At 66.6% G+C, this 25,654-nt stretch carries 15 protein-coding genes and 1 pseudogene; 9 read left to right on the top strand and 7 right to left on the bottom strand.

Translation table 11 applies throughout. From position 1 onward, the window contains the following. Positions 1–212 precede the first annotated feature (212 nt). The 6 genes and pseudogenes from KR541_RS22310 to KR541_RS36755 form a co-directional block, all read right to left on the bottom strand. Entirely contained in the window at positions 213–839 is a 627-nt protein-coding gene (locus KR541_RS22310) for a trimeric intracellular cation channel family protein (protein ID WP_216089791.1), read from the bottom strand. A gap of 294 nt (positions 840–1,133) precedes the next feature. Beyond that, positions 1,134–2,081: a choline ABC transporter substrate-binding protein gene (locus KR541_RS22305; protein WP_050012220.1), complete on the bottom strand. Its 948-nt coding sequence runs from the start codon at positions 2,079–2,081 to the stop codon at positions 1,134–1,136. Positions 2,082–2,184: 103 nt separating this feature from the next. Continuing rightward, the gene (locus KR541_RS22300; protein WP_050012219.1) at positions 2,185–3,183 is read right to left on the bottom strand and encodes a GlxA family transcriptional regulator; all 999 of its coding nucleotides are present in this window, start codon (positions 3,181–3,183) and stop codon (positions 2,185–2,187) included. Positions 3,184–3,291: 108 nt separating this feature from the next. Further along, a complete protein-coding gene (gene choW, locus KR541_RS22295; RefSeq protein ID WP_050012218.1) occupies positions 3,292–4,188 on the bottom strand; it encodes a choline ABC transporter permease subunit in 897 nt (298 codons plus the stop codon). Continuing rightward, positions 4,181–5,472, bottom strand: a pseudogene (locus KR541_RS22290) (quaternary amine ABC transporter ATP-binding protein); the annotation flags it as partial. The pseudogene KR541_RS22290 and the gene choW, both read right to left, overlap by 8 nt. 188 nt (positions 5,473–5,660) lie before the next feature. Beyond that, a complete protein-coding gene (locus tag KR541_RS36755) occupies positions 5,661–5,987 on the bottom strand; it encodes a hypothetical protein (protein ID WP_124654743.1) in 327 nt (108 codons plus the stop codon). On the opposite strand from KR541_RS36755, the gene KR541_RS22280 reads away from it, so the two are divergent. Beyond that, positions 5,956–9,342: a DUF2339 domain-containing protein gene (locus KR541_RS22280; RefSeq protein WP_050012216.1), complete on the top strand. Its 3,387-nt coding sequence runs from the start codon at positions 5,956–5,958 to the stop codon at positions 9,340–9,342. The genes KR541_RS36755 and KR541_RS22280 overlap by 32 nt on opposite strands. Next, complete coding sequence (locus KR541_RS22275) at positions 9,339–10,691, top strand: DUF3999 domain-containing protein (protein WP_050012215.1); 1,353 nt, start codon at positions 9,339–9,341, stop codon at positions 10,689–10,691. Before KR541_RS22280 ends, KR541_RS22275 begins: the two co-directional genes overlap by 4 nt. 121 nt (positions 10,692–10,812) lie before the next feature. Here the strand turns inward: KR541_RS22275 and KR541_RS22270 are convergent, their stop codons facing one another. Then, positions 10,813–11,631 (bottom strand): GNAT family N-acetyltransferase, encoded by an 819-nt coding sequence (locus KR541_RS22270; RefSeq protein ID WP_050012214.1) that lies wholly within the window; start codon positions 11,629–11,631, stop codon positions 10,813–10,815. A 281-nt stretch (positions 11,632–11,912) separates the two neighbouring features. Between KR541_RS22270 and KR541_RS22265 the strand changes: the two genes are divergently transcribed. The 7 genes from KR541_RS22265 to KR541_RS22235 all read left to right on the top strand — a co-directional run bounded on the left by KR541_RS22265 (position 11,913) and on the right by KR541_RS22235 (position 25,641). Continuing rightward, a complete protein-coding gene (locus tag KR541_RS22265) occupies positions 11,913–12,218 on the top strand; it encodes an NIPSNAP family protein (protein ID WP_050012213.1) in 306 nt (101 codons plus the stop codon). 317 nt (positions 12,219–12,535) lie between these two features. Next, a complete protein-coding gene (locus KR541_RS22260) occupies positions 12,536–13,186 on the top strand; it encodes an NADPH-dependent FMN reductase (RefSeq protein WP_050012212.1) in 651 nt (216 codons plus the stop codon). A 235-nt stretch (positions 13,187–13,421) separates the two neighbouring features. Then, positions 13,422–13,640, top strand: coding sequence for a hypothetical protein (locus KR541_RS22255; protein WP_006480563.1), 219 nt, complete (start codon positions 13,422–13,424; stop codon positions 13,638–13,640). Between the two features lie 93 nt (positions 13,641–13,733). Next, positions 13,734–14,636, top strand: coding sequence for a hypothetical protein (locus KR541_RS22250; protein ID WP_050012211.1), 903 nt, complete (start codon positions 13,734–13,736; stop codon positions 14,634–14,636). 960 nt (positions 14,637–15,596) lie between these two features. Further along, complete coding sequence (locus KR541_RS22245) at positions 15,597–23,315, top strand: ESPR-type extended signal peptide-containing protein (RefSeq protein ID WP_216092414.1); 7,719 nt, start codon at positions 15,597–15,599, stop codon at positions 23,313–23,315. A gap of 121 nt (positions 23,316–23,436) precedes the next feature. Next, on the top strand, positions 23,437–24,108 hold the full coding sequence (locus KR541_RS22240) for an OmpA family protein (RefSeq protein WP_050012208.1): 672 nt from the start codon (positions 23,437–23,439) through the stop codon (positions 24,106–24,108). Positions 24,109–24,495: 387 nt separating this feature from the next. Then, positions 24,496–25,641, top strand: a complete 1,146-nt coding sequence (locus KR541_RS22235; protein ID WP_050012207.1) for a DUF2827 domain-containing protein — start codon at positions 24,496–24,498, stop codon at positions 25,639–25,641. The last annotated feature ends 13 nt before the right edge of the window (positions 25,642–25,654 follow it).

The raw sequence follows: 25,654 nt of genomic DNA, 5'->3' as shown, positions 1-25,654 counted from the left end.
TTGATGCAATTGACTCCCACCAAAATGCACGATCCGGAAGCAGCTTTCAATCATACGAGTTCGAAATTCGTATAACTAACTTTTATGTACTTCTATTACTCAAATTCTGGATCGTTCGAACAGAGCACGATCCAGCACACGAATAGCCCTGAACACGAGAAAAAGGCGTGTTCGACGTGCCGGCGGCGACGAAGGGGTCGTGAGCCGGAGGCCTACGCCCCGCCGGCAATTTTCGGCAACTGCCAGCCGAACCGCACCGCCGCCATCCGCAACGCAAAGCATGCGACGCCGCCGAGCACGGCCGCGACGACCGACGGGCAACCGAGTCGCCGGCACAACACAACGACGACCGCGCCGAGCAACGCTGCGCTCGCATAGATGTCGGTGACCAGCACGACCGGTATCCGCGCGAGCAGCAGATCGCGCACGACGCCGCCGCCGCAGCCGGTCACGGCGCCCATCAGCGTTGCAATGAACGGGTGGACACGGAATTCGAGCGCCTTCACCGCACCGGCGACCGCGAACAATGCGAGGCCGGCCGCATCGAGCGTCGTCAGCAGCGACGGTGAGAACGCGGCGACCCGCGCATGAAACACGAAGGCGAACAGCCCGGCGGCGAACGCGAGCGCCGGATAACGCCAGTCGCTCACGGCGCTCGGCGGCCGCGCGCCGATCAGCAGGTCGCGAATCACGCCGCCACCGAGCGCGACGACGAGCGACAGCACCATCACCCCGAACAGGTCGAGGCCGGCGCCGATCGCCGCATTGGCGCCCTCGATCGCGAACACCCCCGTGCCCGCGAGATCGGCGGCGAGCACGACTTGCTCGATGCGCTTCATGCGAATGAATGGTCGAAGCACCGGACGGTCCGGTTGCAGCCTGCGTCGACCGAAGCGGTCGCGTGATTCGGCCACGTGCCGGCTGCGTGTTGCCGTCCGGATGCATCCAGCGGGTTGCGGGCCATGGCCGTCTCCTCGATCAGGGATCGAGCAGTCTAGCGCATCGCCCGCCCGCCGTCGGCGCGAGCACGAAGCACGTAGCAAAAAACCGGCGCAAGCAGGTCACCCCGCTTACCCCGGCTCAACATTCACGTCAGGCTTCGGGCCGCAGCCGCAAAGCCCGACGCGTCATGCTCAATGCGCGCCGAGATACGCCTTCACCGCCGGCAGGCCCGGCTTGCCGTCGATCGTCGTCACGCCGGCCAGCCACTTGTCGAGTGCGTCCGGGTTCGCCTTCAGCCACGCGGCGGCAGCCTTGTTCGGGTCCTGCTTGTTCATGATCGGCACCATCACGTGGTTCTCGATCGCCGTCGTGAACTGCAGGTTCGACACGAACTTCGCGACGTTCGGGCAGCGCTGCGCGTAGTCGGGCGGCGTCGCCGTCAGCACCTTCGCTTCGCCGTAGTTCGGGCCGAACACGTCGTCGCCGCCGGTCAGGTAGTCGATCTTCATCTGCACGTTCATCGGATGCGGCTCCCAGCCGAGGAACACGATCCACTGCTTGTCGCGGATCGCGCGATTCACCTCGACCAGCATCCCGGCCTCGCTCGACTCGACCAGCTTGAACTTGCCGAGGCCGAACTGGTTGCCGTCGATCATCTTCTTGATCAGCGCGTTGCCATCGTTGCCGGGCTCGATCCCGTAGATCTTGCCGTTGAGCTTGTCCGCGTATTTCTGGATGTCCGCGAACGACTTCAGGCCGCCCTGGTACACGTAGTCGGGCACCGCGAGCGTGTATTTCGCGCCGGTCAGGTTCGGCGTCGCGAGCACCTTGATCGTGCCGGCCTTCGTGAACGGCTGGATGATCGGGTCCATCGTCGGCGACCAGTAGCCGAGGAACACGTCGATCTGCTTGCTCTTGATCCCCGCGAACGTGATCGGCACCGACGCGATCGTCTTCGTCGGGTTGTAGCCGAGCCCCTGCAGCATCGTCGATGCGAGGCCCGTGGTCGCCGCGATGTCGGACCAGCCGACATCGGCGAAGCGCACGTTCTTGCACACGGGCGGATCGGCCGCATAGACGGCCGACATCGGTGCGGTCATCCCGATCCCGCACACCGCTGCGATCAATAGGCGCTTCATCTTGCTTCTCCTCAAAGTGATGTCGTTTGCTTGAATCCGGGATCGTTTATTGAAGCCGCGCGCCGCGATCCCGGCGACGTCGCGGACCGAATGATTGCCCCGTTCAGCGCCCCGGCAGCCGGCGCTCGTAGCTCGGCGCATGGCCGAACTGCGCGCGGTATGCCTTGCTGAAATGACACGGCGAATGAAAGCCGCAGACCGTCGTCACGCGCGCGATCGATGCGTCGGTCGTGCGCAGCAGGTCGCGTGCGCGTTTCAGGCGCAGCGTCAGGTAATAGTGGGTCGGCGATACGTTCAGGTACACCTTGAACATGCGCTGCAGATGCCGCTGCGACAGCCGCACGAGCCGCGCGAGTTCCTCGAGCGACAGCGGCTCCTCGATGTTCGCCTCCATCAGCCGCACGACCTCGATCAGCTCCGCGCGCGAGAAGCCGACGCGCGCGTCGACCGGAATCGGCTGCGTATCGGTCGAACTGCGGATGCGCTCCAGGATGAACTGCTCGGAGACCTGCGCGGCGAGCTGCTGGCCGAACCGCATGCCGACGAGGTTCAGCATCAGGTCGAGCGGCGCGGTGCCGCCCGTGCAGGTCAGCCGGTCGCGATCGACGACGAACAGCTCGTCGGCGAAGCCCACCTGCGGAAATTCGGAATGCAGCGCGGACAGGTTCTCCCAGTGCACGGTGCAGCGATAGCCGTCGAGCAGGCCGCTCGACATCAGCGCGTACGCGCCCGTGCAGATGCCGCCGAGCGGCAGCCCGCGTTCGGCGAGCGCCGCGAGCGTATCGCGCGCGCCCGCGTCGACCACGTCGCGGATGCGGATGCCGCCGCACACGATCATCACGTCGGGCAGGTTGTCGTAGTCGAGCGCCTGCGTGGGCCGCACCGCGATGCCGTTGCTGGCATGCGCGGGCGCGCCGTCGAGCGAGTAGATCGACCACTTGTAGTGATCCGCCCGCCCGACGTAGTTCGCCATCCGAAGCACTTCGACCGCGCTCGAGAACGCGATCATCGAGAAATTCGGCAGCGTGAGGAAGCCGAAATGGGCGAGGGACGAAACCGGTGAAACGCAGGCGGCGGGCGCGACAGCGACGGCGGACGTCACATCGGTCTCCTGGCGAGGAGGTTGTAGAGGGCCAGCCCCGCGGCCGAAGCCGCGGGAGCCGTTATCCATTCAGGGTGAGCGGCAGGAGCGTGGTCCGGCCGCCGAAGATCAGGCCTGCGCGGGCGAAGTCTTCACGCGAAAGAGCTGCTTGAGGCCCGAGAACAGCGGCGCCTTCACGGTGCCCGGCGCGCGGCCGAAGCTCTCGGTGATGCGGTCGAGAATGATCGCGAGCAGCACGACCGACAGGCCGCTTTCGAAGCCGAGGCCGATGTCGAGACGCTGGATACTCGCGAGCACGTCGTTGCCGAGGCCGCCGGCACCGACCATCGACGCGATGATCACCATCGACAGCGCCATCATGATCGTCTGGTTCACGCCCTGCATGATCGACGGCAGCGCGTTCGGGAACTGCACCTTGTACAGCAGTTGCCACGGCGTGCAGCCGAACGCCTGGCCGGCTTCGACGATCTCGCGGTTCACGTGGCGGATGCCGAGGCTCGTGAGACGCACCGCGGGCGGCATCGCGAAGATCACCGTCGACAGGATCCCCGGCACGCGGCCGAGACCGAACAGCATCGCGGCCGGAATCAGGTAGACGAAGGCCGGCATCGTCTGCATCAGGTCGAGGATCGGGCGAACGATCGCGGCGACCCACTTGCTCTTCGCGGCCCAGATGCCGAGCGGGATGCCGAGCACGAGGCTGATGATCGTCGACGACAGCGTGAGGCCGAGCGTGATGACCGTCTGGTCCCAGAAGCCGGTCGCGAAGATCAGCAGCAGCGATGCGGTGGTGAACAGCGCGAAGCGCCAGCCCACCCGCCACAGCCCGACGCCGATGAAGATCGCCATCATCAGCCACATCGGGATCGCCTGCAGGCCATGCTCGACGAATGCCGCGAGCCCCTCGATCGCTTGACCGATCGCGTCGAACGTCTTCGCGTCGTGGTCGAGCAGGTAGTGAACGGACTGGTCGACCCAGGTACCGAGCGGAATCATTTCAGACATGGGAACCTCGCGAACGCGTGATGGCCTTCAGGATGAGCGCGCGATCGACCGAGCCGCAGTAGCAGCCGTCGTCGTCGACGACAGGCAGTGCATTCGGGCTCGCGACCACGCGCGCGACGACATGTTCGAGCGACGCATCGCGCCGGATGCTTTCGATCGGCCGCACGGACGGCGTGTCCTGACCGAGCGCCTCGCGCGTGACGAAGCCGCGAATCTTGCGTGCGGCATCGAGTACGAACGCGTAGTCGGCGCTGCCGTTCAGCGAAGCGGCGACGTTCGCGGCATCGCACTTCGACATGGTCGGCACGGCGCCCGTCTGCATCAGGTCGCCCGCCGTCAGATAGCGGCTCGTGTCGATGCCGTCGAAGAACGCGCGCACATAATCGTCGGCCGGGTTCGCGATGATGTCCTGCGGCGTGCCGACCTGCACGAGGCGGCCGCCTTCCATGATCGCGATGCGGTTGCCGATGCGCAGCGCTTCCTCGAGATCGTGCGACACGAACATGATCGTGCGGCGCTGCTCCTTCTGCAGTTGCAGCAGCACGTCCTGCATTTCGCGGCGCTTGAGCGGATCGAGCGCGGAGAACGCCTCGTCCATGATCATCAGCGACGGGTTCACGGCCAGCGCGCGGGCGAGGCCGACGCGCTGCTGCATGCCGCCCGACAGCTCGGACGGCAGCTTGTGCGAGAACGGCGCGAGACCCACTTGCTCGAGCACTTCCATCGCCCGGCGCTCGCGCTCCTTCTTGCCCATGCCGCCCACTTCGAGCCCGAACGCGGCATTCGACACGACGGTGCGATGCGGCATCAGCGCGAACGACTGGAACACCATGCTCATGTCCTTGCGGCGCAGCGCGGTCAGCGCCGAGCGGCGCGCCGACGCGACGTCGAGCCCGTCGATCAGCACCTTGCCGGCGCTCGGATCGACCAGCCGGTTCACGAGGCGGATCAGCGTGGACTTGCCGGAGCCGGACAGGCCCATCAGCACGAAAATTTCGCCTTCCTGCACATCGAAGGAGACGTTGTGCACGCCGACGACCTGGCCGGTGCGCTTGAGCACATCGTCCTTCGTCGCGCCGGCGGCGAGCATGTCGAGCGCCTGCTGCGGGTTACTTCCAAATACCTTGCACAGACCTTCGACCACAACCTTGGGGGCATCCATCGAAACCTTCTCCTCGTGTAGCGGGGACTCGCGCTTGTCATAGCGTGCCTACATAGTTGCCAGAAAAAACCCCGGCCTGCCGACGAATTACGACAAACGCTTGCGCAAATACGACACACCCGCCAGCCCCGCCCGGCGGGCCGCGCCGCCGATTGCGGCGGCGCAATACGCGCACGGCCAGCAATGACGGGCATCCCCCGCCGGACTTGTGCGCAGCAGCGCGGCGAATGGCGCATGAGGTTTTGCGCCAGACCGTATCGGGCACGCGTCGCTTTGCGACAAGTTGACGTCCGTTCCGGCGTCGATCTATTCAGACGAAAGCGACCACCGCATGCGTCAGTAAAAAGCATGACCGTGCAAAAAGCCGGATGGCGACACCGGACGGCGCACGCCGCGATACCGCGCCAACCCCGGAAATAGGAGCATGCGCGCTGTGATACATTCCCGCAAACACGCCGATCGCGACGTTGCCGCGGGCCTTGCGCACGAGGGCCCGGCCGCACGGCGCGCGCATGCCGGTTCGCCTGCCGGCCGTGCTGAAACTGCCTCGATCCGGTGTGATCCGCGATCGAAGGACGATAACGATAGTGAGAGGGAGCAAGGCGTTGAACTGGGCATTCGCCGTAATCGGCTTCATCGTGGGCGGCATCGCCGCGTTGATCGGGGATTTCTCTGCCGCGAGCGGCTCGCTGCTGGGGGCCGCCGGCGGGTTCTGGCTTGGACACGCGCTGCGGCAACGCAAGCTGCAGAAGCCGCGCGCCGCACCCGACGCATTCGCGATCGCCGCGACGACGTCGCCTACTCCGTTACCGCTCGCCGAGCGTGTCGCGCGCCTCGAAGCAACCGTCGACACACTCACACGCGAACTCGACGCGCTGCGCGCTCAACTGGCGGGCGCGAAGGCCGGTGGGGCGACCTCCGGCGGCATCGCGCAAACGGCTTCGGCCGACGCTGCGTCCGCGCCGCTGCCGGGACACTTCCCGACACCGCCCGCGCAACAACCTGTCGCCGTGCGCGCCGACACACCGGCATCCATTTCGACGACGACGCCCGCGACACCGCCCGCACCGGCCACCGCAGCACGCACCTCGGCTGCGTCCGCTCACGCTAACGCTCACGCCGCAGCCACCGCACAAGCCACCCCGATCCGCCCTGCCCCACCGCAACCGCCCGCGCCGCGCGAACCCGGCCTCGCCGAACGCGCGTTCGGCGCCGCGCGCGACTGGCTGCTCGGCGGCAACACGGTCGTGCGTGTCGGGATCATCGTGCTGTTCTTCGGCGTCGCGTTCCTGCTCAAGTACGCGGCCGACAACGCGATGCTGCCGATCGAATTCCGCCTCGCGGGCACGGCGCTCGCCGCGGCCGCGCTGCTCGCGATCGGCTGGCGCGTGCGGCCGCGCCGCGCCGCATACGGCCTCGTGCTGCAAGGCGGCGGCGTCGGCATCCTGTACCTGACCATCTTCGCCGCGACCAAGCTTTACGCACTACTGCCCATCGGCGCCGCGTTCCCGCTGATGGTCGCGGTCTGCGCGCTGAGCGCGTTCCTCGCGGTGCGGCAGAACGCGCTGCCGCTCGCGTTCATGGGCAGTGCGGGCGGCTTTCTCGCGCCGATCCTGCTGTCGACCGGCCAGGGCAACCACGTCGCGCTGTTCAGCTATTACGCACTGCTGAACGCGGGCATCTTCGCGATCGCGTGGTTCAAGGCCTGGCGCCCGCTGAACCTGCTCGGCTTCGTGTTCACGTTCACGATCGGCTCCGCGTGGGGCGTGACCGCCTATCGCCCCGCGCTGTTCGCGAGCACCGAGCCGTTCCTGATCCTGTTCTTCCTGATGTACGTCGGCATCGCGCTGCTGTATGCGGTGAAACGCGAACTCGCGCTGCGACACTACGTGGACGGCACGCTCGTGTTCGGCACGCCGATCGTCGCGACCGCGCTGCAGGCGGCGCTCGTGAAAGGCATGCCGTTCGCGCTCGCGTGGAGTGCGGTCGCGCTGTCGGCGTTCTACGTCGCGATCGCCGCATGGCTCGCGCGGCGCCGCGACCGCCTGGGACTGCTGTTCGAATCGATGCTCGCGCTCGCGGTCATCTTCGCGACGCTCGCGGTGCCGCTCGCGTTCTCGGGGCCGACGACCAGCGCCGCGTGGGCCATCGAAGGCGCGGCCGTCGTATGGCTCGGCGTGCGCCAGAAACGCCTGCTCGCGTTCGGCTTCGGGCTGCTGATGCAGGTCGCCGCGGCCGGCGCGTTCTTCACGAGCCTGCTGAGTCCGGCCGACGCGACCGCGCTGCCCGTGCTCAACGGCCCGACCATCGCGATGCTGCTGATCGCGCTCGCCGGCCTGTTCACCGGCTGGTGGCTGCACGGGCGCGGCGAAGCGCGCGCATGGCACGCGTGGATGCCCGAGATCGGCGTCGCGGCTGCCGCGTGGGGGCTGCTGTGGTGGGTCAGCGGCGGGCTGCACGAGATCCTCGTCCATGCGAGCCGTCACGTCGATCTGCATGCCGATCGCTTCGTCGTCGATACGACCGCGCTGTTCGCGGCCGGTACCGCGTGGCTCGCGCACGTCGCACGCCGCCGGCTCGCGTGGCCGCTCGCCGAATGGCCCGCACTCGCGCTCACGCCGGTGCTGGCGCTGCTCGCGCTGCGCGCGTTCGATGCGCACGAAGCGCCACTGTCGGGCATGGGCGCGTTCGCGTGGCCGGTGGCCGTCGGCGCGGGGCTTGGGCTGCTGTGGCGCCAGTCGCGCGGCACGACCGGCGCCGCTGCCGCGAACGGCGCGACGCCGTCCGTTGCAACGCGCATCCTCGCGCCGCTGCATACGCTGACGTTCTGGACCGTGTGCGGGCTGCTGTCGCTCGAAGGTTTCTGGCGCCTGCGCGCGTTCGTCCCGGAAGGCGCATGGAGCTGGAGCGCATGGGCGTACGGCTTCGGCACGCTGCTCCTGCTCGTGTCGGGCCCCGGCTCCCGGCTGCGCTGGCCGGTCGCGGCGTTCCCGCGCGCATACCAGGTGTGGGGTGCGGCGCCGCTCGCCGCGCTGCTGTGGCTGTGGAGCCTCGCCAGCACGGTCAGCGACGGCGACGCAGCGCCGCTCTTCTGGCTGCCGCTGCTCAATCCGCTCGACATCGCGCAAGGTCTCGTGTTCGTCGCCTTCGCCGCGTGGCTACGTCGCCTCAAGACGCTCGGCATCGCGTGGCATCCGCGCGTCGTCGACTATCTCGCGATCGCGACCGTGTTCCTGTGGTTCAACGCGCTGATGCTACGCACGCTGCATCACCGCTTCCACTTCGGCTACGACGTCGACACCGTGCTGTCGTCGTTCGGCATCCAGCAGGTGTTCATGGTCGGCTGGAGCCTGTTCGCATTCGCCGGGATGTGGCTCACGCGCCGCGACGGCATCGCCCGCCTCTGCGCGCTCGCGTCGCTGCCGCTGATCGTCGTGATGTGGGCGTGGACCTTCTACGCGAACTTCACGCAGGACGGCGGAAGCTGGGCGCGCGTGCCGCTGTTCAACCCGCTCGATCTCGTGCTCGCGGTCGTCTATGCGCTCGCCGCGTCGTGGTTCGTGCGCGCGCGCAAGCTCGGCTGGTCGTTCGGCGCGTATCGCGTCGAGCTGCTCAGTGCGGCCGGCGCGACCGGCTTCCTGTGGCTGAACGCGATCCTGCTGCGCACGCTGCATCACTGGGCCGGCGTGCCGTACGCATTCGGCGCGATGGCCGAATCGACGCTCGTGCAGGCATCGGTGTCCGTGTACTGGACGGTCTGCGCGCTCGCGATCACGATCTGGGCCACGCGCCGCGGGCTGCGCCCGCTGTGGTTCGTCGGCGCCGCGCTGCTCGCGCTGACGGTCGTCAAGCTGTTCCTGTTCGACCTGTCGCACGTCACCGGCATCGAGCGCATCGTGTCGTTCATCGGCATCGGCGTGCTGCTGCTGTTGATCGGCTATTTCTCGCCGCTGCCGCCGAAGGCCGCCGCGCAACAGGACGGCCAGCCATGAAACGACTCGCCGCCCTGCTCGGGCTGAGCCTGCTCGCGTCGTTCGCGGCGGCCGACGGCGCATCGAACGCCGGGCGCGTCACGCAGCGCTTCGCGCTCGACCTCGACGGCAGCGCCGCGTATTACCAGCTCACCGTGCCGCAGCCTGTGTATGCGGCGAGCCGGCGCGACGATCTCGGCGACGTGCGGATCTTCAACGGCGCGGGCGAGCCGGTGCCGTATTCGCTCGACGCGCCGGCCGCGCCCGCCGTGCCGCCGTCGCGCACGCCGGTGCACTGGTTCCCGCTGCCGCCCGCGCGCGCCGAGAACGGCAACGCGCCGCTCGGCGTGACGGTCGGCCCGGACGGCGCGCTGCGCGCGGCCGTCGCCACCCCTTCGCGCACTCGGCACGGCGCAGACGTCGTCGACCTGTCGCATACCGACGGCAGCATCGATGCGCTGCTCGTGCACGTGAACGACGACAGCTACCAGGGGCGCGTGTCCGTCGAAGCCAGCGACGACCTGCGCAACTGGCGGCCGCTCGGCAGCACGCAGTTGCTGAAAGTCGGCCGCGGCAACGACCTGCTGGTGCAGGAGCGCATCGCACTCGACGGTGCGACGCCGCGCTACCTGCGGCTGGACTGGCTCGACGGCGCGCCGGCGATCGCGTCGATCGACGCCGACACGCATCCGCGCGACGCACGCGGCGCCGACACGGCGTCCGTGCCGCGCCAGTGGCGCGACGCCGTACGGATACGCGCCGGCGCTGCGCCGGGCGAGTATCTGTTCGACACCGACGGCGCGTATCCGGTCGACCGCGTGCGCATCGACCTGCCGCAGCCGAACACCGTCGCGCGCGCGACGCTGCAAAGCCGCGCCGATGCGCAGGCGCCGTGGCGCGACGTCGCGGCCGCGGTGCTGTTCCGGCTGCAGGGCAAGGGCGGCGAGCAGCGCAATCCACCGTTCGAGTTCGCGGCGAATACGGATCGCGCGTGGCGGATCGTCGTCGACATGCGCAACGGCGGGCTCGGCGGCGGCCGGCCAGCGGTCGCGATCGGCTGGCATCCGGCCGCGCTGATCTTCGTCGCGCGCGGCACGCCGCCATTTACGCTCGGCGTGGGCGATGCATCGCTCATGTCGTCGGCCGTGAGCCGCGACGCGCTGCTGGTCGGTATGGCGCCCGAAATACGGCCGGCCCGCGTCGGCGCGGCGCTACCCGTGTCGGCGGTCGCGCCGGCGGCAGCCGCCGATGCGGACGCCGGGCGTCGCTACGTGCTGTGGGGCGCGCTGATCGTTGCGGTCGGCGTGCTCGGCGCGATCGCGTGGCGCGTCGCGAAAGGCGGCGGCGACACGCGCAGCCGCGACGAGTGACGTCCACACGCATTTGCGAGCCGCTTGACGCGCCGGCCGGTTCCTTGGGCCATCGCCATGCGCGGTCGCACCGATTCATCGAGTGCCCGAGCCCGTCTTTACGTGAAGGCGATGCGACGCGTCAGCGGCGCGAATCGGAACCCGCCCGCCGCTCTCTGGCCACGAAGCGGCCGTGCTGACGCGGTCGCCACGGCGACGACCGGCAACTGGCCGCCCCGGCCGCGCGGCGCGCCGCGAAACCTCCGCCGCGACGCAGGCCCGACTCGCGCCGGCCCGTCGCGACGACGCGCGGCGCCCACGCATGCATGATCCACCGCACGGCCGCCACACGCGCCGCCAGCCGCGACGCCGGCGACACGCGCCGCGCGGCACGTGCAACGGGCCGCTTGCACAGGATCGCGCTGTCGTAGCGCTTGCCGGCAAAGCGCATCACGTCGACCACCTCGAAGCCCTGCGCGCCGTAGAACGCCAGCAGGTGCGAAGCCGGATGCGGCGTATCCAGCGCGAGCAACGCATAGCCGCGCAACGCGGCCCACTGCTCGGCGAACGACAGCAGCAACGCGCCGATCCCGCGACTCTGGCAAGTCGGGTCCACCGCCACCTGGCGCACGCTCGCGACGCCTTCGCGCCGATACAGCGAGCAGGCCGACGACGGATCGGTCGCATACAGCGTGGCCGTGCCGACGACACGCCCGCCGCATACGGCGACATAACACTCGCCCGCTTCCGCGCGACGGCGCGTGACGTCTTCGTCCTGATCGACGCACGTGCAGTTGAGCCCCATCGCACCGAGCCGCGCGAACGCACGATGCAGCATCGGCGTGAGTTGCGCATAGCTGTCGATTGCCGGATCGAAACGCCGGACGATCACCCGATCGGCGCACGCGGAAGGCGGCGCGGCAGGGGTGCGTTCGGCGATCGCGTTCCAGGGTATCGACATGGCCATGCTCCGTGGTGAAGATGCCCGAAGTCTAGGAGCGCGCCGGTCGCCGTCGCAAGAAAAAATGTCGTAAAAATCCGGGGTAACGCGGCTGGTGGACACGGCGAGTACGGTGCGTTTCGAAGCTGTGCGGACGTCATGCGCGAACGCATCGAAGCGCCGATCGTTGCTCGCGCAAGCAACGCACCAAGCGTTGAAATCGACGCCCGGCGCGCACGCGCGTTGACACGTACCGCCCCACGCTCCAGACTCGCTGCTCCGTCACCGCATCGCGAGCGCCCATGATCACCTGCTTCCTTCGCTACGTCGTCGATCCGTACAAACTCGTCGAATTCGAAACCTACGGGAAGATGTGGATTCCGCTCGTCGAGCAGTTCGGCGGCACGCATCATGGCTACTTCCTGCCGTCCGAAGGCGCGAACAACATCGCGCTCGCGATGTTCTCGTTCCCGAGCCTCGCCGACTACGCGCGCTACCGCGAACGCTCGAAGGACGATCCGGCCTGCCAGGCCGCATTCCGCTACGCGGAGGAAACACGGTGCATCGTCAGCTACGAGCGCAGCTTCTTCCGGCCGGTGTTCGAGTAACGGACGAAACAGGCCCATCGCCGCACATCGCGCCCCGTTTTCCGGCCGAGGACGAAAAAAAGCCCCGCCAGCATCCGCGCGGCGGGGCCAACCCATGTCAGTAGAGACATCATGGAGGAGACGAGCCCATCTTATCGACCGCGGCGCACCGTCCCAACCAAGCATTTCTGCTATCGATCTGCGCGGCCGCGCACACGATTGCCCCGCCGCGCGGCATATCGATAGAACGAAAAGTCGTTTTCAGAGTGGCGGCGGGGTCGTTACCATCTGGTTTTAAGCCTGTGCTTAGCCGGGCAAGCCACTCCCAGGAGCGCCCCTTGACTGCATTCGATCAACACCGCCGCCCGTTCGTCGTCGGCATCGGCGGGACCACCCGGGCCGCATCGTCCACCGAACGCGCACTGTCGTTCGCGCTGCGCGGCGCGCAAGCCGCCGGCGCGCGCACGCGCCTGTTCGACGGCCCGTTCCTGCATACGCTGCCGCACTACGCACCCGAACACAAAACGCTGACCGACGCGCAACGCGAGCTGATCGACGCCGTGCGCGAGGCCGACGCGATCATCATCGCGACGCCCGGCTATCACGGCGGCGTGTCCGGCCTCGTGAAGAACGCGCTCGACACGCTCGAGGAACTGCGCGCGGACAGCCGCCCGTATCTCGACGGCCGCGCGGTCGGCCTGATCGTCACCGCGTACGGCTGGCAGGCGGCCGGCACCGTGCTGACGTCGCTGCGCTCGATCGTCCACGCACTGCGCGGCTGGCCGACACCGTTCGGCGCAACCGTCAACACGCTGGAAACGCGCTTCGAAAGCGCCGATAGCTGCTCGGATCCGAAGGTCGTCGCGCAACTCGAGACGGTCGGCGCGCAAGCCGCCGAATTCGCGCTCGCGTTCGCGTCGCATCGTGCGGCCTCGCATGCGGCCTCGGTCGATGCGCTCGCGCCCGTGCTGAAGGTCGCCAACCAGTAAGCTCCGCATTCCGCCGCGCCCCTTCGGTCGACACGGTTCGACGCAGGTGCGCGGCGCGTCTTCCGACGCACGGCGATGTGCCGGGCGCGTCCGTCTCGCCGCTCGAACACATCGTTCCCGCGCACCGCCCCGATAACGATTCAGCCCACCGCATGATTTGCATTGGCCGAAAGATTGGTTCACGCGGCCGGCAGGTTTTCGTACGCTGAAAGTCCGAACTTTTTATGCGCACGCCATGAACCGTACGATCCGCTACAAGGGCTATGAAGTCGCTCCCGCTGCCGCCCGGTTGCCGAACGGGCTGTTCGCCGCCAACCTGACGATCGAACGCGCGAGCGGCGGGCCGTCGCCGCGCTCCGTGTCGTTCGACGCCATCGATTTCTTCTTCGAGGAAGAGCACGCCCTCGCGTACGCATCGCGCTGGGGCCGCCTCTGGGTCGACACGAACGCGTGACCCGCGCGGGCCGCGTGCACATGGCCGCCCGAAAATACGCGATGACGGAAGCTGTGCCAGAATCTTTCGATCCGTAATCGCATAACAATAGCCATGACCGACACGCTGCAGGAAGAGCATGCAGCCGCAGATCACGCGATGCGCAACTGGACCTTCGAGAGGCAGGGTCCGGTCCGGATCGGTTCCGATGCGCACAAGCAGATGTTCTGTCGGATGCTGCTCGACACACACAATCCGTACAAGCCGGCGGTAATCGACTGGCCGGCGCTCCAGCCGGCCGAACTCAGGCGGCTCACGTCGCTGCCGATCTGGGACATCGCGGTGCAAACGGAAGGCCGCGCGTCGATTCGCGTCGCGACCTACGCCGCGACGGTCGACGATCCGCTGTTGCGCCGCGCGCTCGAGATGGACGGCGGCGAGGAAGCCCGCCACAAGGTCGTACTGTCGAAGCTCGTCGAGGCGTACGGTATCCGGCTCGCGCCCGAGCCGGCCTATCCGGCGCCCGCCGATCCCGAATGGTCGTGGATGATGACGGGCTTCAGCGAATGCATCGACAGCTTTTTCGCATTCGGCCTGTTCCGCTCCGCGCAGCGCTCCGGCTATTTCCCGCCCGAGCTCGTCGAGACCTTCGAGCCCGTGATCCAGGAAGAAGGCCGCCATATCCTGTTCTTCGTGAACTGGTACGCATGGTACTGGCGCACGATGCCGTGGTGGCGCCGGCCGTGGTTCTTCGCACGCGTCGCGGCCGTGTGGGTGCAACTGATTCGTGACCGCATGAATATCGCGCGCGGCATCGATGCCGACGGCGCCGCGCGTGACGCGAATTTTCCGGCGACCGGCACCGCCGATATCGGCGATGCGCTGAACCCGCGCGAACTGATCGAGCTGTGTCTCGTGGAGAACGACCGGCGGATGGCCGGTTACGACAAGCGTCTGCTGCGTCCGATGTTCGTGCCGCGGATGGCGCGGCTCGCGCTGCGGTTTCTGAAGAAGTGAAGTCGGGCGCTTGCCGCGGATCATGCGGCAAGCGCCCGGATCGGCCCCCGCCCGTGGTTCGAGTGTGGCGCGCCCGATACATTCGCTTCCTCCCCTCTTTTTCCTCGACACATCGAGCGCCAGCGGCACGGCAGACACATTGCCGCACGCCGGATCTGACATTTCAGACACCGCCGCTCCCGCCAACGCTCGATCTTCGACGGCCTGTCGACGCCGCGCGGAACACCCGCCGCGTGCGCGCCCGCTCGACTTCCGGCACGCGCGCCGATTCCGCCTTAACACCGACGCCAACGCGATCGTCAATAGGACAAAACCGATAAATTGACGCGAATTGTTTCGTCTGCGTGTCTGTAGCACTTTTTTACAACTTCCACGGCCCGGGCAGCCCGCAACGCCCGTCCCTCGGGCTCCGGCGCCGCGCGAAATGCGCAGATCAGCACAAACCAATGCACCCGACATCAGACAAATTCAATTACCAGATAACTAGTAAATACAAACACAAATTCAACACAAACCAAAATATTAATAAGTTAATAAAATATCAATAACATTATCCACGACCCCACCCTCAAACATTACAAACATGAAAGTATTCGATGGCGCGCAAACGTTTGCGCTCCGTTTTGTCTTACTTTTAGGTGGATCGATCGTGTTGCCTATCGCACACAACCATCATAAGCCATTGATTTATATGGATAATTGTCGCCAATCCAACAGTAACACGAACCCTGCCCGACCCATCCTCATATCTTTGACATTCGTTTCTCCGCAGCACGTCAAAACGTGATGCATTAACCATTCTTTAACTTTAAAAACACTTCATTTATCACTTTTTGTCAATCTACAAAATCCACCTCCAATAAAATCCGCCCATCAATTTTGAGATTCGCGCGAGCGCACGGAGCAATCCTCTAACAAAAGAGACCGGTGTGTGGCGTGCACATTTGGAGGTAGCAGGACATGAACCGCACATACCGCTCGATCTGGAACGAAGCGCTCGGCGCCTGGGTTGCAGCATCGGAAATCGATTCGGCACGGGGCAAGCCGAACAAGTCGGCCGTCGTGGTGGCAGCAGTCGCGGCTCTGGCGATCAGCCTGCCCGGATTGGCCGAAGCCAATACGCTCAGCACCCAGCAAACCTGCTTCACCGGAAGCAACAGTGCGGTCGGCCGCGTCAACCCGGGCGGTACGCAAAACCAGGCCGGCGACGGCTCCGGAACGTATTCGGTCGTCGCCGGGTGTAACGCCAACGGCAACGGTTGGACCGGTGTCACGGTGTACGGCTCGTTCGCGCAGGCGACCGGCAACGGCGCCGTCGCCACCGGCATGCAATCGTCGGCCGGCCTCTGGGGCGTCGCGGCCGGCCTCGAAACCACCGCCAGCGGCGCTGGCGCGACCGCACTCGGCTTCGGCTCGACGGCGAACGCACTGAACTCCGTCGCGATCGGCGGCGCGGGCGGCAACGGAACGACGCCGCTGTCGCAGGCAAACTCGACCATCGCATCGGGCGCGGGCGCAGTCGCCATCGGCAGCAACGCAACGAAGGGCTCGCAGTCCGCCGCGTCGGACGGCATCGCGATCGGCGGGCAGTCGTCCGTCGCATCGGCCGCCACGTCGGGCATTGCAGTCGGCCGCGGCGCAACCGTCAACGGTGCGTACGGCATCGCCCAAGGCGACGGCGCGGTTGCGGGTGTCGCGGGGAACACCTCGATAACGAATAACGTCGCAGTCGGGGCTGCAGCATCTTCGACAGGCGCCAATGCAATTGCACTGGGTGGCAGCGCCAAGGCATCCGGGGCCAACAGCATGGCAACCGGCTTCAACACAAGCGCCACCGGAGCCACAAGTTACGCGGGCGGCTTCGGTGCGGTTGCGTCGAACACGGATGCAACGGCTATCGGCAATCAAGCCACTGCCAGTGGTGCGCAAGACACCGCCATCGGTGTGACGGCCATTGCGACGGGGGGGAACGGGGTCGCGCTCGGCAACAAGGCGGCCGCAACGGCCGGTAATGCAACCGCCGTTGGCGCGTCAGCCAGCGCGTCGGCCGGACAAGCATCGGCATTTGGCCTCGGCGCCAATGCAAGCGGCACGAACGCAACGGCGCTGGGTATCGGAACTGTCGCGTCGAATTTCGCTACGCTGGCTGCCGGCAATCAGTCGACCGCCGCGGGTTCCGCCGCTGTGGCACTGGGAAGTACTTCAACAGCGGGGGCGAATTCGTCGGTTGCAATCGGCGACACCTCGAGCGTTTCGTCGACGGCCGGTTTGGGTTCAACGGCGATTGGTTACCGTTCGACTGTCAAGTCCGGGGTCGGCGCCGTTGCGATCGGCAGTCAACAGACCGCGAGCGGTAACGGCGCGGTGGCGATCGGCGATCCGAACATTGCGAACGGCACGGGCGCCGTGACGCTGGGTGCAAACAACATCGCCGCGGGCAATGCGGCGGGAACGACAGCCGCGAACGGTGCCGTGGCAATCGGCAACAGCAACAGTGCGATCGGCCAGGGCTCGGTTGCACTGGGCAATAGCAGTACGACCACGGCGGCCGGCGGCATCGCGATCGGCGATACCGCAGTATCCGGCGCGACGAATGCACTGGCATTCGGGGCTGGCGCCAATGCGAACGTGACGGGCTCGGTTGCGCTCGGCTCAGGTGCGACCACGACCGCCGCCGCCGGTACAGCGACGGGCGGCACCGGTGCCGTCAGCAGCACGACGATCGGAAGTCAGACATTCGGGACCTATGCCGGCGCGAATTCGGCCGCTGGTGTTGTGAGTGTGGGCGCCGCCGGTTCCGAGCGCCGCATCCAAAATGTGGCGGCCGGCTTGATCAGTGCAAGCAGCACGGACGCAATCAACGGCAGCCAGCTTTACGCGGTGGCCAGCACCACGACGTCGAGCATCGTCAGCTTGTCGACTTCCACGTCGACGGGCCTGTCGTCGGCTAACAGCTCGATCACTTCGCTGTCGACGTCGACCTCGACCGGCATCAACTCGCTGTCCACCGGCCTCAGCTCGGCAAACAGTTCGGTCACGTCGCTGTCGTCTTCCACGTCGACAGGGCTCTCGTCGGCTAACAGCTCGATCACTTCGCTGTCGACGTCGACTTCGACTGGCATCAACTCGCTCTCCACCGGCCTCAGCTCGGCAAACAGTTCGGTTACGTCGCTTTCGTCGTCCACGTCGACGGGTCTGTCGTCGGCAAATAGCTCCATCGCTTCGCTGTCGACGTCGACTTCGACTGGTATCAACTCGCTGTCCACCGGCCTCAGCTCGGCAAACAGTTCAGTCACGTCGCTTTCGTCGTCCACGTCGACGGGGCTCTCGTCGGCGAATAGTTCGATCGCTTCGCTGTCGACGTCGACCTCGACTGGCATCAACTCGCTGTCCACCGGCCTCAGCTCGGCAAACAGTTCAGTCACGTCGCTTTCGTCGTCCACGTCGACGGGGCTCTCGTCGGCGAATAGCTCTATCACTTCGCTGTCGACGTCGACCTCGACTGGCATCAACTCGCTCTCCACCGGCCTCAGCTCGGCAAACAGTTCGGTCACGTCGCTGTCGTCCTCCACGTCGACGGGGCTCTCGTCGGCGAATAGCTCGATCACTTCGCTGTCGACGTCGACTTCGACTGGTATCAACTCGCTGTCCACGGGCCTCAGCTCGGCTAACAGCTCGGTCGCGTCGCTTTCGTCGTCCACGTCGACGGGGCTCTCGTCGGCTAACAGCTCGATCACTTCGCTGTCGACGTCGACCTCGACCGGCATCAACTCGCTCTCCACTGGCCTCAGCTCGGTCTCGACGAAGACAGACAACCTGGGTAACAGCACCGCGTCCGCACTTGGCGGTGGTTCGACGTACGACCCGACGACGGGCACGGTCTCGGCTCCGGCGTACACCACGTACAACGCGAACGGCACGACGTCGACGGCCAACAGCGTGGGCTCGGCGATCAACAACATCAACAGCCAGGGCATCAAGTACTTCCACGCGAACTCGACCGGCGCCGACAGCACCGCGACGGGCACCGACGCCGTCGCCATCGGCACCGGTGCTGTCGCGGGCACGAACAACTCCGTCGCGCTCGGCGCGAACTCGGTGACTGCCCCGGCCAGCCCGACGAGCAGCGCGACCGTCAACGGCGTAACGTTCGGCGGATTCGCTGGCGCCACGCCGGTCGGCACCGTCAGCGTCGGCGACTTCAACAAAGAACGGCAGATCACCAACGTCGCCGCCGGCCAAGTAACCGAGACCAGTACGGACGCGATCAACGGCAGCCAGCTTTATTCCGTCGCCCAACAAGTCGGTACCGCGACCAGCGCCATTTCGTCGCTGTCGACGTCGACTTCGACGGGTCTGTCGTCGGCCAATAGCTCGATCACCTCGCTGTCCACTTCGACTTCGACCGGCCTGTCGTCGGCTAATAGCTCGATCACCTCGCTGTCCACGTCGACCTCGACCGGCCTGTCGTCGGCCAATAGCTCGATCACGTCGCTCTCGACTTCGACCTCGACGGGCCTCTCGTCGGCGAATAGCTCGATTACGTCGCTCTCGACTTCGACCTCGACCGGCCTCTCGTCGGCTAACAGCTCCATCACATCGCTCTCGACTTCGACTTCGACGGGTCTGTCGTCCGCCAACAGCTCGATCACCTCACTGTCGACTTCGACCTCGACGGGTATCAATTCGCTGTCGACCGGCCTCAGCTCGACCAACAGCTCGGTGACGTCGCTGTCGACTTCCACGTCCACCGGCTTGTCGTCGGCGAATAGCTCGATCACGTCGCTGTCCACTTCGACTTCGACCGGCATCAACTCGTTGTCGACCGGCCTCAGCTCGACCAATAGCTCGGTGACGTCGCTGTCGACCTCCACGTCGACCGGCCTGTCGTCGGCTAACAGCTCGATCACCTCTCTGTCCACGTCGACCTCGACCGGCATCAACTCGCTTTCGACGGGCCTTAGCTCGACCGATAGCTCGGTGACGTCGCTGTCGACTTCCACGTCCACCGGCTTGTCGTCGGCGAATAGCTCCATCACGTCGCTCTCGACCTCGACCTCGACGGGTATCAATTCGCTGTCGACGGGCCTCAGCTCGACCGATAGCTCGGTGACGTCGTTGTCGACCTCCACGTCGACCGGCCTGTCGTCGGCGAATAGCTCCATCACGTCGCTGTCGACTTCGACCTCGACCGGCCTGTCGTCGGCCAACAGCTCCATCACGTCGCTGTCCACATCGACCTCGACCGGCATCAATTCGCTGTCGACGGGCCTCAGCTCGACCGATAGCTCGGTGACGTCGCTGTCGACTTCCACGTCCACCGGCTTGTCGTCGGCGAATAGCTCGATCACGTCGCTGTCCACTTCGACTTCGACAGGTCTGTCGTCCGCGAACAGCTCCATCACGTCGCTCTCGACCTCGACCTCGACAGGTCTCTCGTCGGCGAATAGCTCGATCACGTCGCTCTCCACTTCGACTTCGACCGGCCTCTCGTCAGCTAACAGCTCTATCACGTCGCTCTCGACTTCGACCTCGACTGGCCTGTCGTCGGCCAACAGCTCGATCACGTCGCTCTCGACCTCGACCTCGACCGGCATCAATTCGCTGTCGACGGGCCTCAGCTCGACCAACAGCTCGGTAACGTCGCTGTCGACTTCCACGTCCACCGGCTTGTCGTCGGCGAATAGCTCGATCACGTCGCTGTCCACTTCGACTTCGACAGGTCTGTCGTCCGCGAACAGCTCCATCACGTCGCTCTCGACCTCGACCTCGACAGGTCTCTCGTCGGCGAATAGCTCGATCACGTCGCTCTCCACTTCGACTTCGACCGGCCTCTCGTCAGCTAACAGCTCTATCACGTCGCTCTCGACTTCGACCTCGACTGGCCTGTCGTCGGCCAACAGCTCGATCACGTCGCTCTCGACCTCGACCTCGACCGGCATCAATTCGCTGTCGACGGGCCTCAGCTCGACCAACAGCTCGGTAACGTCGCTGTCGACTTCCACGTCCACCGGCTTGTCGTCGGCGAATAGCTCGATCACGTCGCTGTCCACTTCGACTTCGACAGGTCTGTCGTCCGCGAACAGCTCCATCACGTCGCTCTCGACCTCGACCTCGACAGGTCTCTCGTCGGCGAATAGCTCCATCACGTCGCTGTCGACTTCGACCTCGACCGGCCTGTCGTCGGCCAACAGCTCCATCACGTCGCTGTCCACGTCGACCTCGACCGGCATCAATTCGTTGTCGACGGGCCTCAGCTCGACCGATAGCTCGGTGACGTCGTTGTCGACCTCCACGTCGACCGGCCTGTCGTCGGCGAACAGCTCCATCACGTCGCTGTCCACCTCGACTTCGACGGGCCTCTCGTCGGCCAATAGTTCGATCACGTCGCTGTCGACTTCGACTTCGACGGGTCTGTCTTCGGCTAACAGCTCGATCGATTCCCTGTCGACTTCGACCTCGACGGGTCTGTCGTCCGCCAACAGCTCGATCACCTCGCTGTCGACCTCGACCTCGACCGGTATCAGCTCGCTGTCCACGGGCCTGAGCAGCACGAACAGCTCGGTGACGTCGCTGTCGACCTCCACGTCGACCGGCTTGTCGTCGGCTAACAGCTCCATCACGTCGCTGTCGACGTCGACTTCGACCGGCCTGTCGTCGGCCAACAGCTCGATCACCTCGCTGTCGACCTCGACCTCGACCGGCATCAACTCGCTGTCCACCGGCCTGAGCTCGACCAACAGCTCGGTGACGTCGCTGTCGACCTCCACGTCGACCGGCCTGTCGTCGGCGAATAGCTCGATCAGCTCCCTGTCGACTTCGACCTCGACCGGCCTCTCCTCGGCGACCAGCTCGATCACGTCCCTGTCGACCTCGACTTCGACCGGCATCAGCTCGCTGTCCACCGGCCTGAGCAGCACGGACAGCACGATCCTGTCGCTGTCCACGTCGACCTCGACCGGCATCGGCTCGCTGTCCACCGGCTTGAGCAGCACGAACAGCTCGGTGGCGTCGCTGTCCACGTCCACCTCGACCGCGATCAACGCCGCGAAGACGCACTACTACAGCGTCAACGACAACGGCGTGCAGCAAGCCAACTACGACAACACGGGCGCCACCGGCACCAACGCCCTCGCCGCCGGCGTGAACGCCAGCGCGGCGGGCGCCAGCAGCGTCGCGGTCGGCGACGGTTCGAACGCGCAGACGGCGGGTGCGGTCGCGATCGGCCAGAGCGCATCGGCAACGGGCGGCAAGGCGGTATCGATCGGCTCCGGCAACACGGCGTCCGGCGACGGCGCGGTCGCGATCGGCGATCCGAACGTGGCGACGGGCACCGGCGCGGTGGCGATGGGCGCCAACAACACGGCAACCGGCGACGGCGCGGTGTCCCTCGGCAACCAGAACACGGCAACCGGCGCCAGCGCGCTCGCCCTCGGCAGCGCGAACCAGGCCACCGCGGACAACACGATCGCGCTGGGCAGCCAGGCCACGGCCAGCGCCACCGGCGCCCAGGCCTACGGCTCGGCCGCCAAGGCCACGGCCGCCGACGCCCTCGCCTTCGGCACGAACGCGCAAGCGAACGTCGCGAACTCGATCGCACTTGGCGCGAACTCGGTCACGGCCGCGGCGGTCGGCACCTCGAGCGCCACGATCGGCGGCGTCACCTACCCGTTCGCGGGCGGCTCGCCGGTCGGCGTGGTGAGCGTCGGCGCACCGGGTCAGGAACGCCAGATCACGAACGTCGCCGCGGGCCGGATCTCGGCCACGAGCACGGACGCGATCAACGGCAGCCAGCTGAACGCGACGAACAACGCGCTCAACACGCTGTCGACGTCCACCGCGTCGAACGTCGCGTCGCTGTCCACCGGCATCAATTCGCTGTCGACCGGCCTGAGCACGACGAACAGCAACGTAGCGTCGCTGTCCACGTCCACGTCGACCGCGATCAACTCGCTGTCGACGGGGCTCAGTTCCACGAACAGCAACCTGACGTCGCTGTCCACGTCCACGTCGACCGGCATCGGTTCGCTGTCCACCGGCCTGAGTTCGACCAACAGCACGGTGGCCTCGCTGTCGACCGGCGTGACGAACCTCGGCGATCAAGTGAGCCAGCTGTCGACGACGATCAACAACAACACGGCGCGTACGGCGAACAACAACGGCGTCGCCGCCGACCTGAACGGCAAGGGCAACGACCTTCCGGTCGTCACGGCCGGTTCGAACTCCGTGGCGATCGGCGCGGCGTCGAACGATGGCGGTCGCTCGAACGTGGTGTCGGTCGGCAACGACCAGCAGCAGCGCCAGATCACGAACGTCGCGCCCGGTACGCAGGGCACCGACGCGGTGAACGTGAACCAGTTGACGCAAGTGCAGACGACGCTGTCGACGGCACTGTCGGGCCAGCAGGCGCAGATCAACTCGCTGGGTTCGCAACTGCAGCAGACCGACCAGATGGCGAAGCAGGGTATCGCGGCCGTCGGCGCGATGGCGTCGATCCCGCAGCTCGATCGCGACGCCAACTTCGGGATGGGCGTGGGCACGTCGACCTTCCTCGGCCAGAAGGCGATGGCGGTCAGCATGCAGGCGCGTATCACGGAGAACCTGAAGGCGTCGGTCAACGGCGGTTTCAGCGGCGGTCAGAAGGTGATCGGCGCCGGCATGCTGTATCAGTGGAAGTAACGCGTCGCGCCGCCCGGGCGTCCGGCTCGCCAGCCGGACGCCCGCGGCGCCGACGGCAGGACGAGCCCCGCTGCGCGCCGCGCGGCGGGCCTCGGTCAACCCAAGCTTTAAGGACGTCACCGTGAACAAACTCGCTTTTGCGCTCGCGCTTTCCGCAACGGTCCTCGCCGCGTGCTCGACCGCATCCGGCCCGACCTTCAGCGCCTCCGAACTGCAGCCGCGCGACGGCGTGCGCACCTTCCAGGTGGACTGCCACGGCCTGCTGTCGGGCCCGCAGACCTGCATGAAGGCTGCTCGCAAGATCTGCGGCGACGAGCCCGTGCGCGCCGTCGACTCGGCCCGCGCGCTGCGCGACAACGCCGATCCGGCCACGCTGGTGTTCCAGTGCGGCGCCGCGCCGGTCGAGGCGGCCTCGGCCGCCACACCCGCACCAGCCGCCGCCGCCGTCATCGAACGCGTGAACCTGTCGGGCGACGCGCTGTTCGCGACCGATCGCGCGACGCTCGCGCCGACCGCGCGCGAATCGCTGGACCGGCTGCTGAGCGAGCGCGCCGACCGCACGTACTCGCTGGTGACGGTCACTGGCTTCACCGACTCGGTGGGCAGCGACGACTACAACCTCGCGCTGTCGAAGCACCGCGCCGAATCGGTCGCTGCCTATCTGAAGGCGCATGGACTGAAGACCGATTCGATGACGGTCTCGGGCCGCGGCAAGGCCGATCCGGTCGCCTCGAACGCGACGCCGGAAGGCCGCGCCAGCAACCGTCGCGTCGAAATCCGGCTGCAGCACTGAGCCGCCCGCGGCCGCGCATGCGGCCGCGCGATCCGGCAGGCCGCACGCGCCGCGCCGGAATTCCGCCGGACCACCGGGCGCCGCAACGCCTGCGCCCGCTCCCGTTGGCCGTCGGCTATGTCAAAGTTCGTCACGCGCTGCCAAAACCGGCGGTTTCCGTGCCACAATCGCCGCAAACAGTCGCCGGGGCAGCCCGCCCGACGCGCGCCGTGCCAGGCGTGCCCGACGACACGCCGGAATCCGGCCGCCGCCTTCGCGAATCTCGTCGACCGATTCGCGCACCGCGGCGCACCGGCGCGAATCCAACCATGACAATCCACGGCGCGCCGCTGCCGGCCAGACGCTCGACGCGATGCCGGACGCACGACGCCGCAGAGGAAACAACCGGTGACGGACATCAATGAAGCCGCCGCGGGCGGCACCCGCAAGCACCGGCCGGCGGTCGGCATCTCGCTGTTCGCGCGCGATGGCCAGGCGATCTGGGAAAACGGCATTCACCAGAACATCGCGTTCCTCGCGATGATGCTCAAGCGCTCGGATCGCGTCGGCCCCGTCTATTTCCTGAACGGCGGCGACGCCAATGCGCTGCCGGCCGGCCTCGAACTCGACGGCCTCGACATCCCGCTCGTGAAACCCGCCGACGTCACGCACGAACTCGACGTCGTGATCGAAATGGGCGCGCAGTTGCCCGTCGAATGGCTCCGGCACATGAAGGCGCTCGGCAAGAAGACCGCTGCGTTCTTCTGCGGGCACGTGTATGCGGGGCTGGGCGAAACGCCGATCTTCGGGAAACCGTCGGGGCACGTGTTCAACGGCGCGCCGTTCGACGAAGTGTGGCTGCTGCCGCAATACGACAAGACCGCCGCGCCGATGCTGCGGACGATCCTGCGCGCGCCCGTCCACCTGATGCCGCACATCTGGTCGCCGTACTTCCTCGAGCGCCGCGTGGCCGCGCTCGCCGACGAAGGCGCGACGTTCGGCTATCGGCCCGGCCAGCGGCCATGGAAGCTCGCGATGCTCGAGCCGAACATCTCGGTCGCGAAGTCCTGCCACTACCCGATGCTCGCTTGCGACGAGCTCTACCGCGCGCGGCCTGATGCGGTGCAACACATGTTCGTGGTCAACTCGATGCACATGAAAGAACATCCGACCTTCGTGCACTTCGCGAACAGCCTCGATCTCGTGCGCCAGCACAAGGCGACGTTCGAGCCGCGCATCGACCTGCCGGGCTTCATGGCGCGCCACGCGGATGCGGTCGTGTCGCACCACTGGGAAAACGGGCAGAACTATCTGTATTACGACGTGCTGTACGGCGGCTATCCGCTGATCCACAACTCGACGCTGATCGGCGACGCCGGCTATTACTACCCGGACTTCGACTCGGCCGCCGGCGGTCGCGCGCTGCTCGAAGCGTGGCTGCATCACGACGAACGTCTCGACGACTACCGTGCGAAAGCCGACCGGCTGCTGCACTCGGTCTCGATCGACAACCCCGCGAACCTCGACGCGTTCGTCTCGCGTCTGGTCGCCTGAACCGGAGCATACG

Source organism: Burkholderia sola (assembly GCF_905400185.1).
GTDB classification, from domain to species: domain Bacteria; phylum Pseudomonadota; class Gammaproteobacteria; order Burkholderiales; family Burkholderiaceae; genus Burkholderia; species Burkholderia sola.
Note: the sequence above shows the minus strand (reverse complement) of the source record. Positions and strands in the feature narration are given on the sequence as shown.

Excerpts from the sequence above, each read along its gene's own strand:
- KR541_RS22310 (WP_216089791.1), bottom strand. The coding sequence starts at position 839 with ATGAAGCGCATCGAGCAAGTCGTGCTCGCCGCCGATCTCGCGGGCACG.
- KR541_RS22305 (WP_050012220.1), bottom strand. The coding sequence starts at position 2,081 with ATGAAGCGCCTATTGATCGCAGCGGTGTGCGGGATCGGGATGACCGCA.
- choW (WP_050012218.1), bottom strand. The coding sequence starts at position 4,188 with ATGTCTGAAATGATTCCGCTCGGTACCTGGGTCGACCAGTCCGTTCAC.
- KR541_RS36755 (WP_124654743.1), bottom strand. The coding sequence starts at position 5,987 with ATGAAGCCGATTACGGCGAATGCCCAGTTCAACGCCTTGCTCCCTCTC.
- KR541_RS22275 (WP_050012215.1), top strand. The coding sequence starts at position 9,339 with ATGAAACGACTCGCCGCCCTGCTCGGGCTGAGCCTGCTCGCGTCGTTC.
- KR541_RS22270 (WP_050012214.1), bottom strand. The coding sequence starts at position 11,631 with ATGTCGATACCCTGGAACGCGATCGCCGAACGCACCCCTGCCGCGCCG.
- KR541_RS22265 (WP_050012213.1), top strand. The coding sequence starts at position 11,913 with ATGATCACCTGCTTCCTTCGCTACGTCGTCGATCCGTACAAACTCGTC.
- KR541_RS22255 (WP_006480563.1), top strand. The coding sequence starts at position 13,422 with ATGAACCGTACGATCCGCTACAAGGGCTATGAAGTCGCTCCCGCTGCC.
- KR541_RS22250 (WP_050012211.1), top strand. The coding sequence starts at position 13,734 with ATGACCGACACGCTGCAGGAAGAGCATGCAGCCGCAGATCACGCGATG.
- KR541_RS22245 (WP_216092414.1), top strand. The coding sequence starts at position 15,597 with ATGAACCGCACATACCGCTCGATCTGGAACGAAGCGCTCGGCGCCTGG.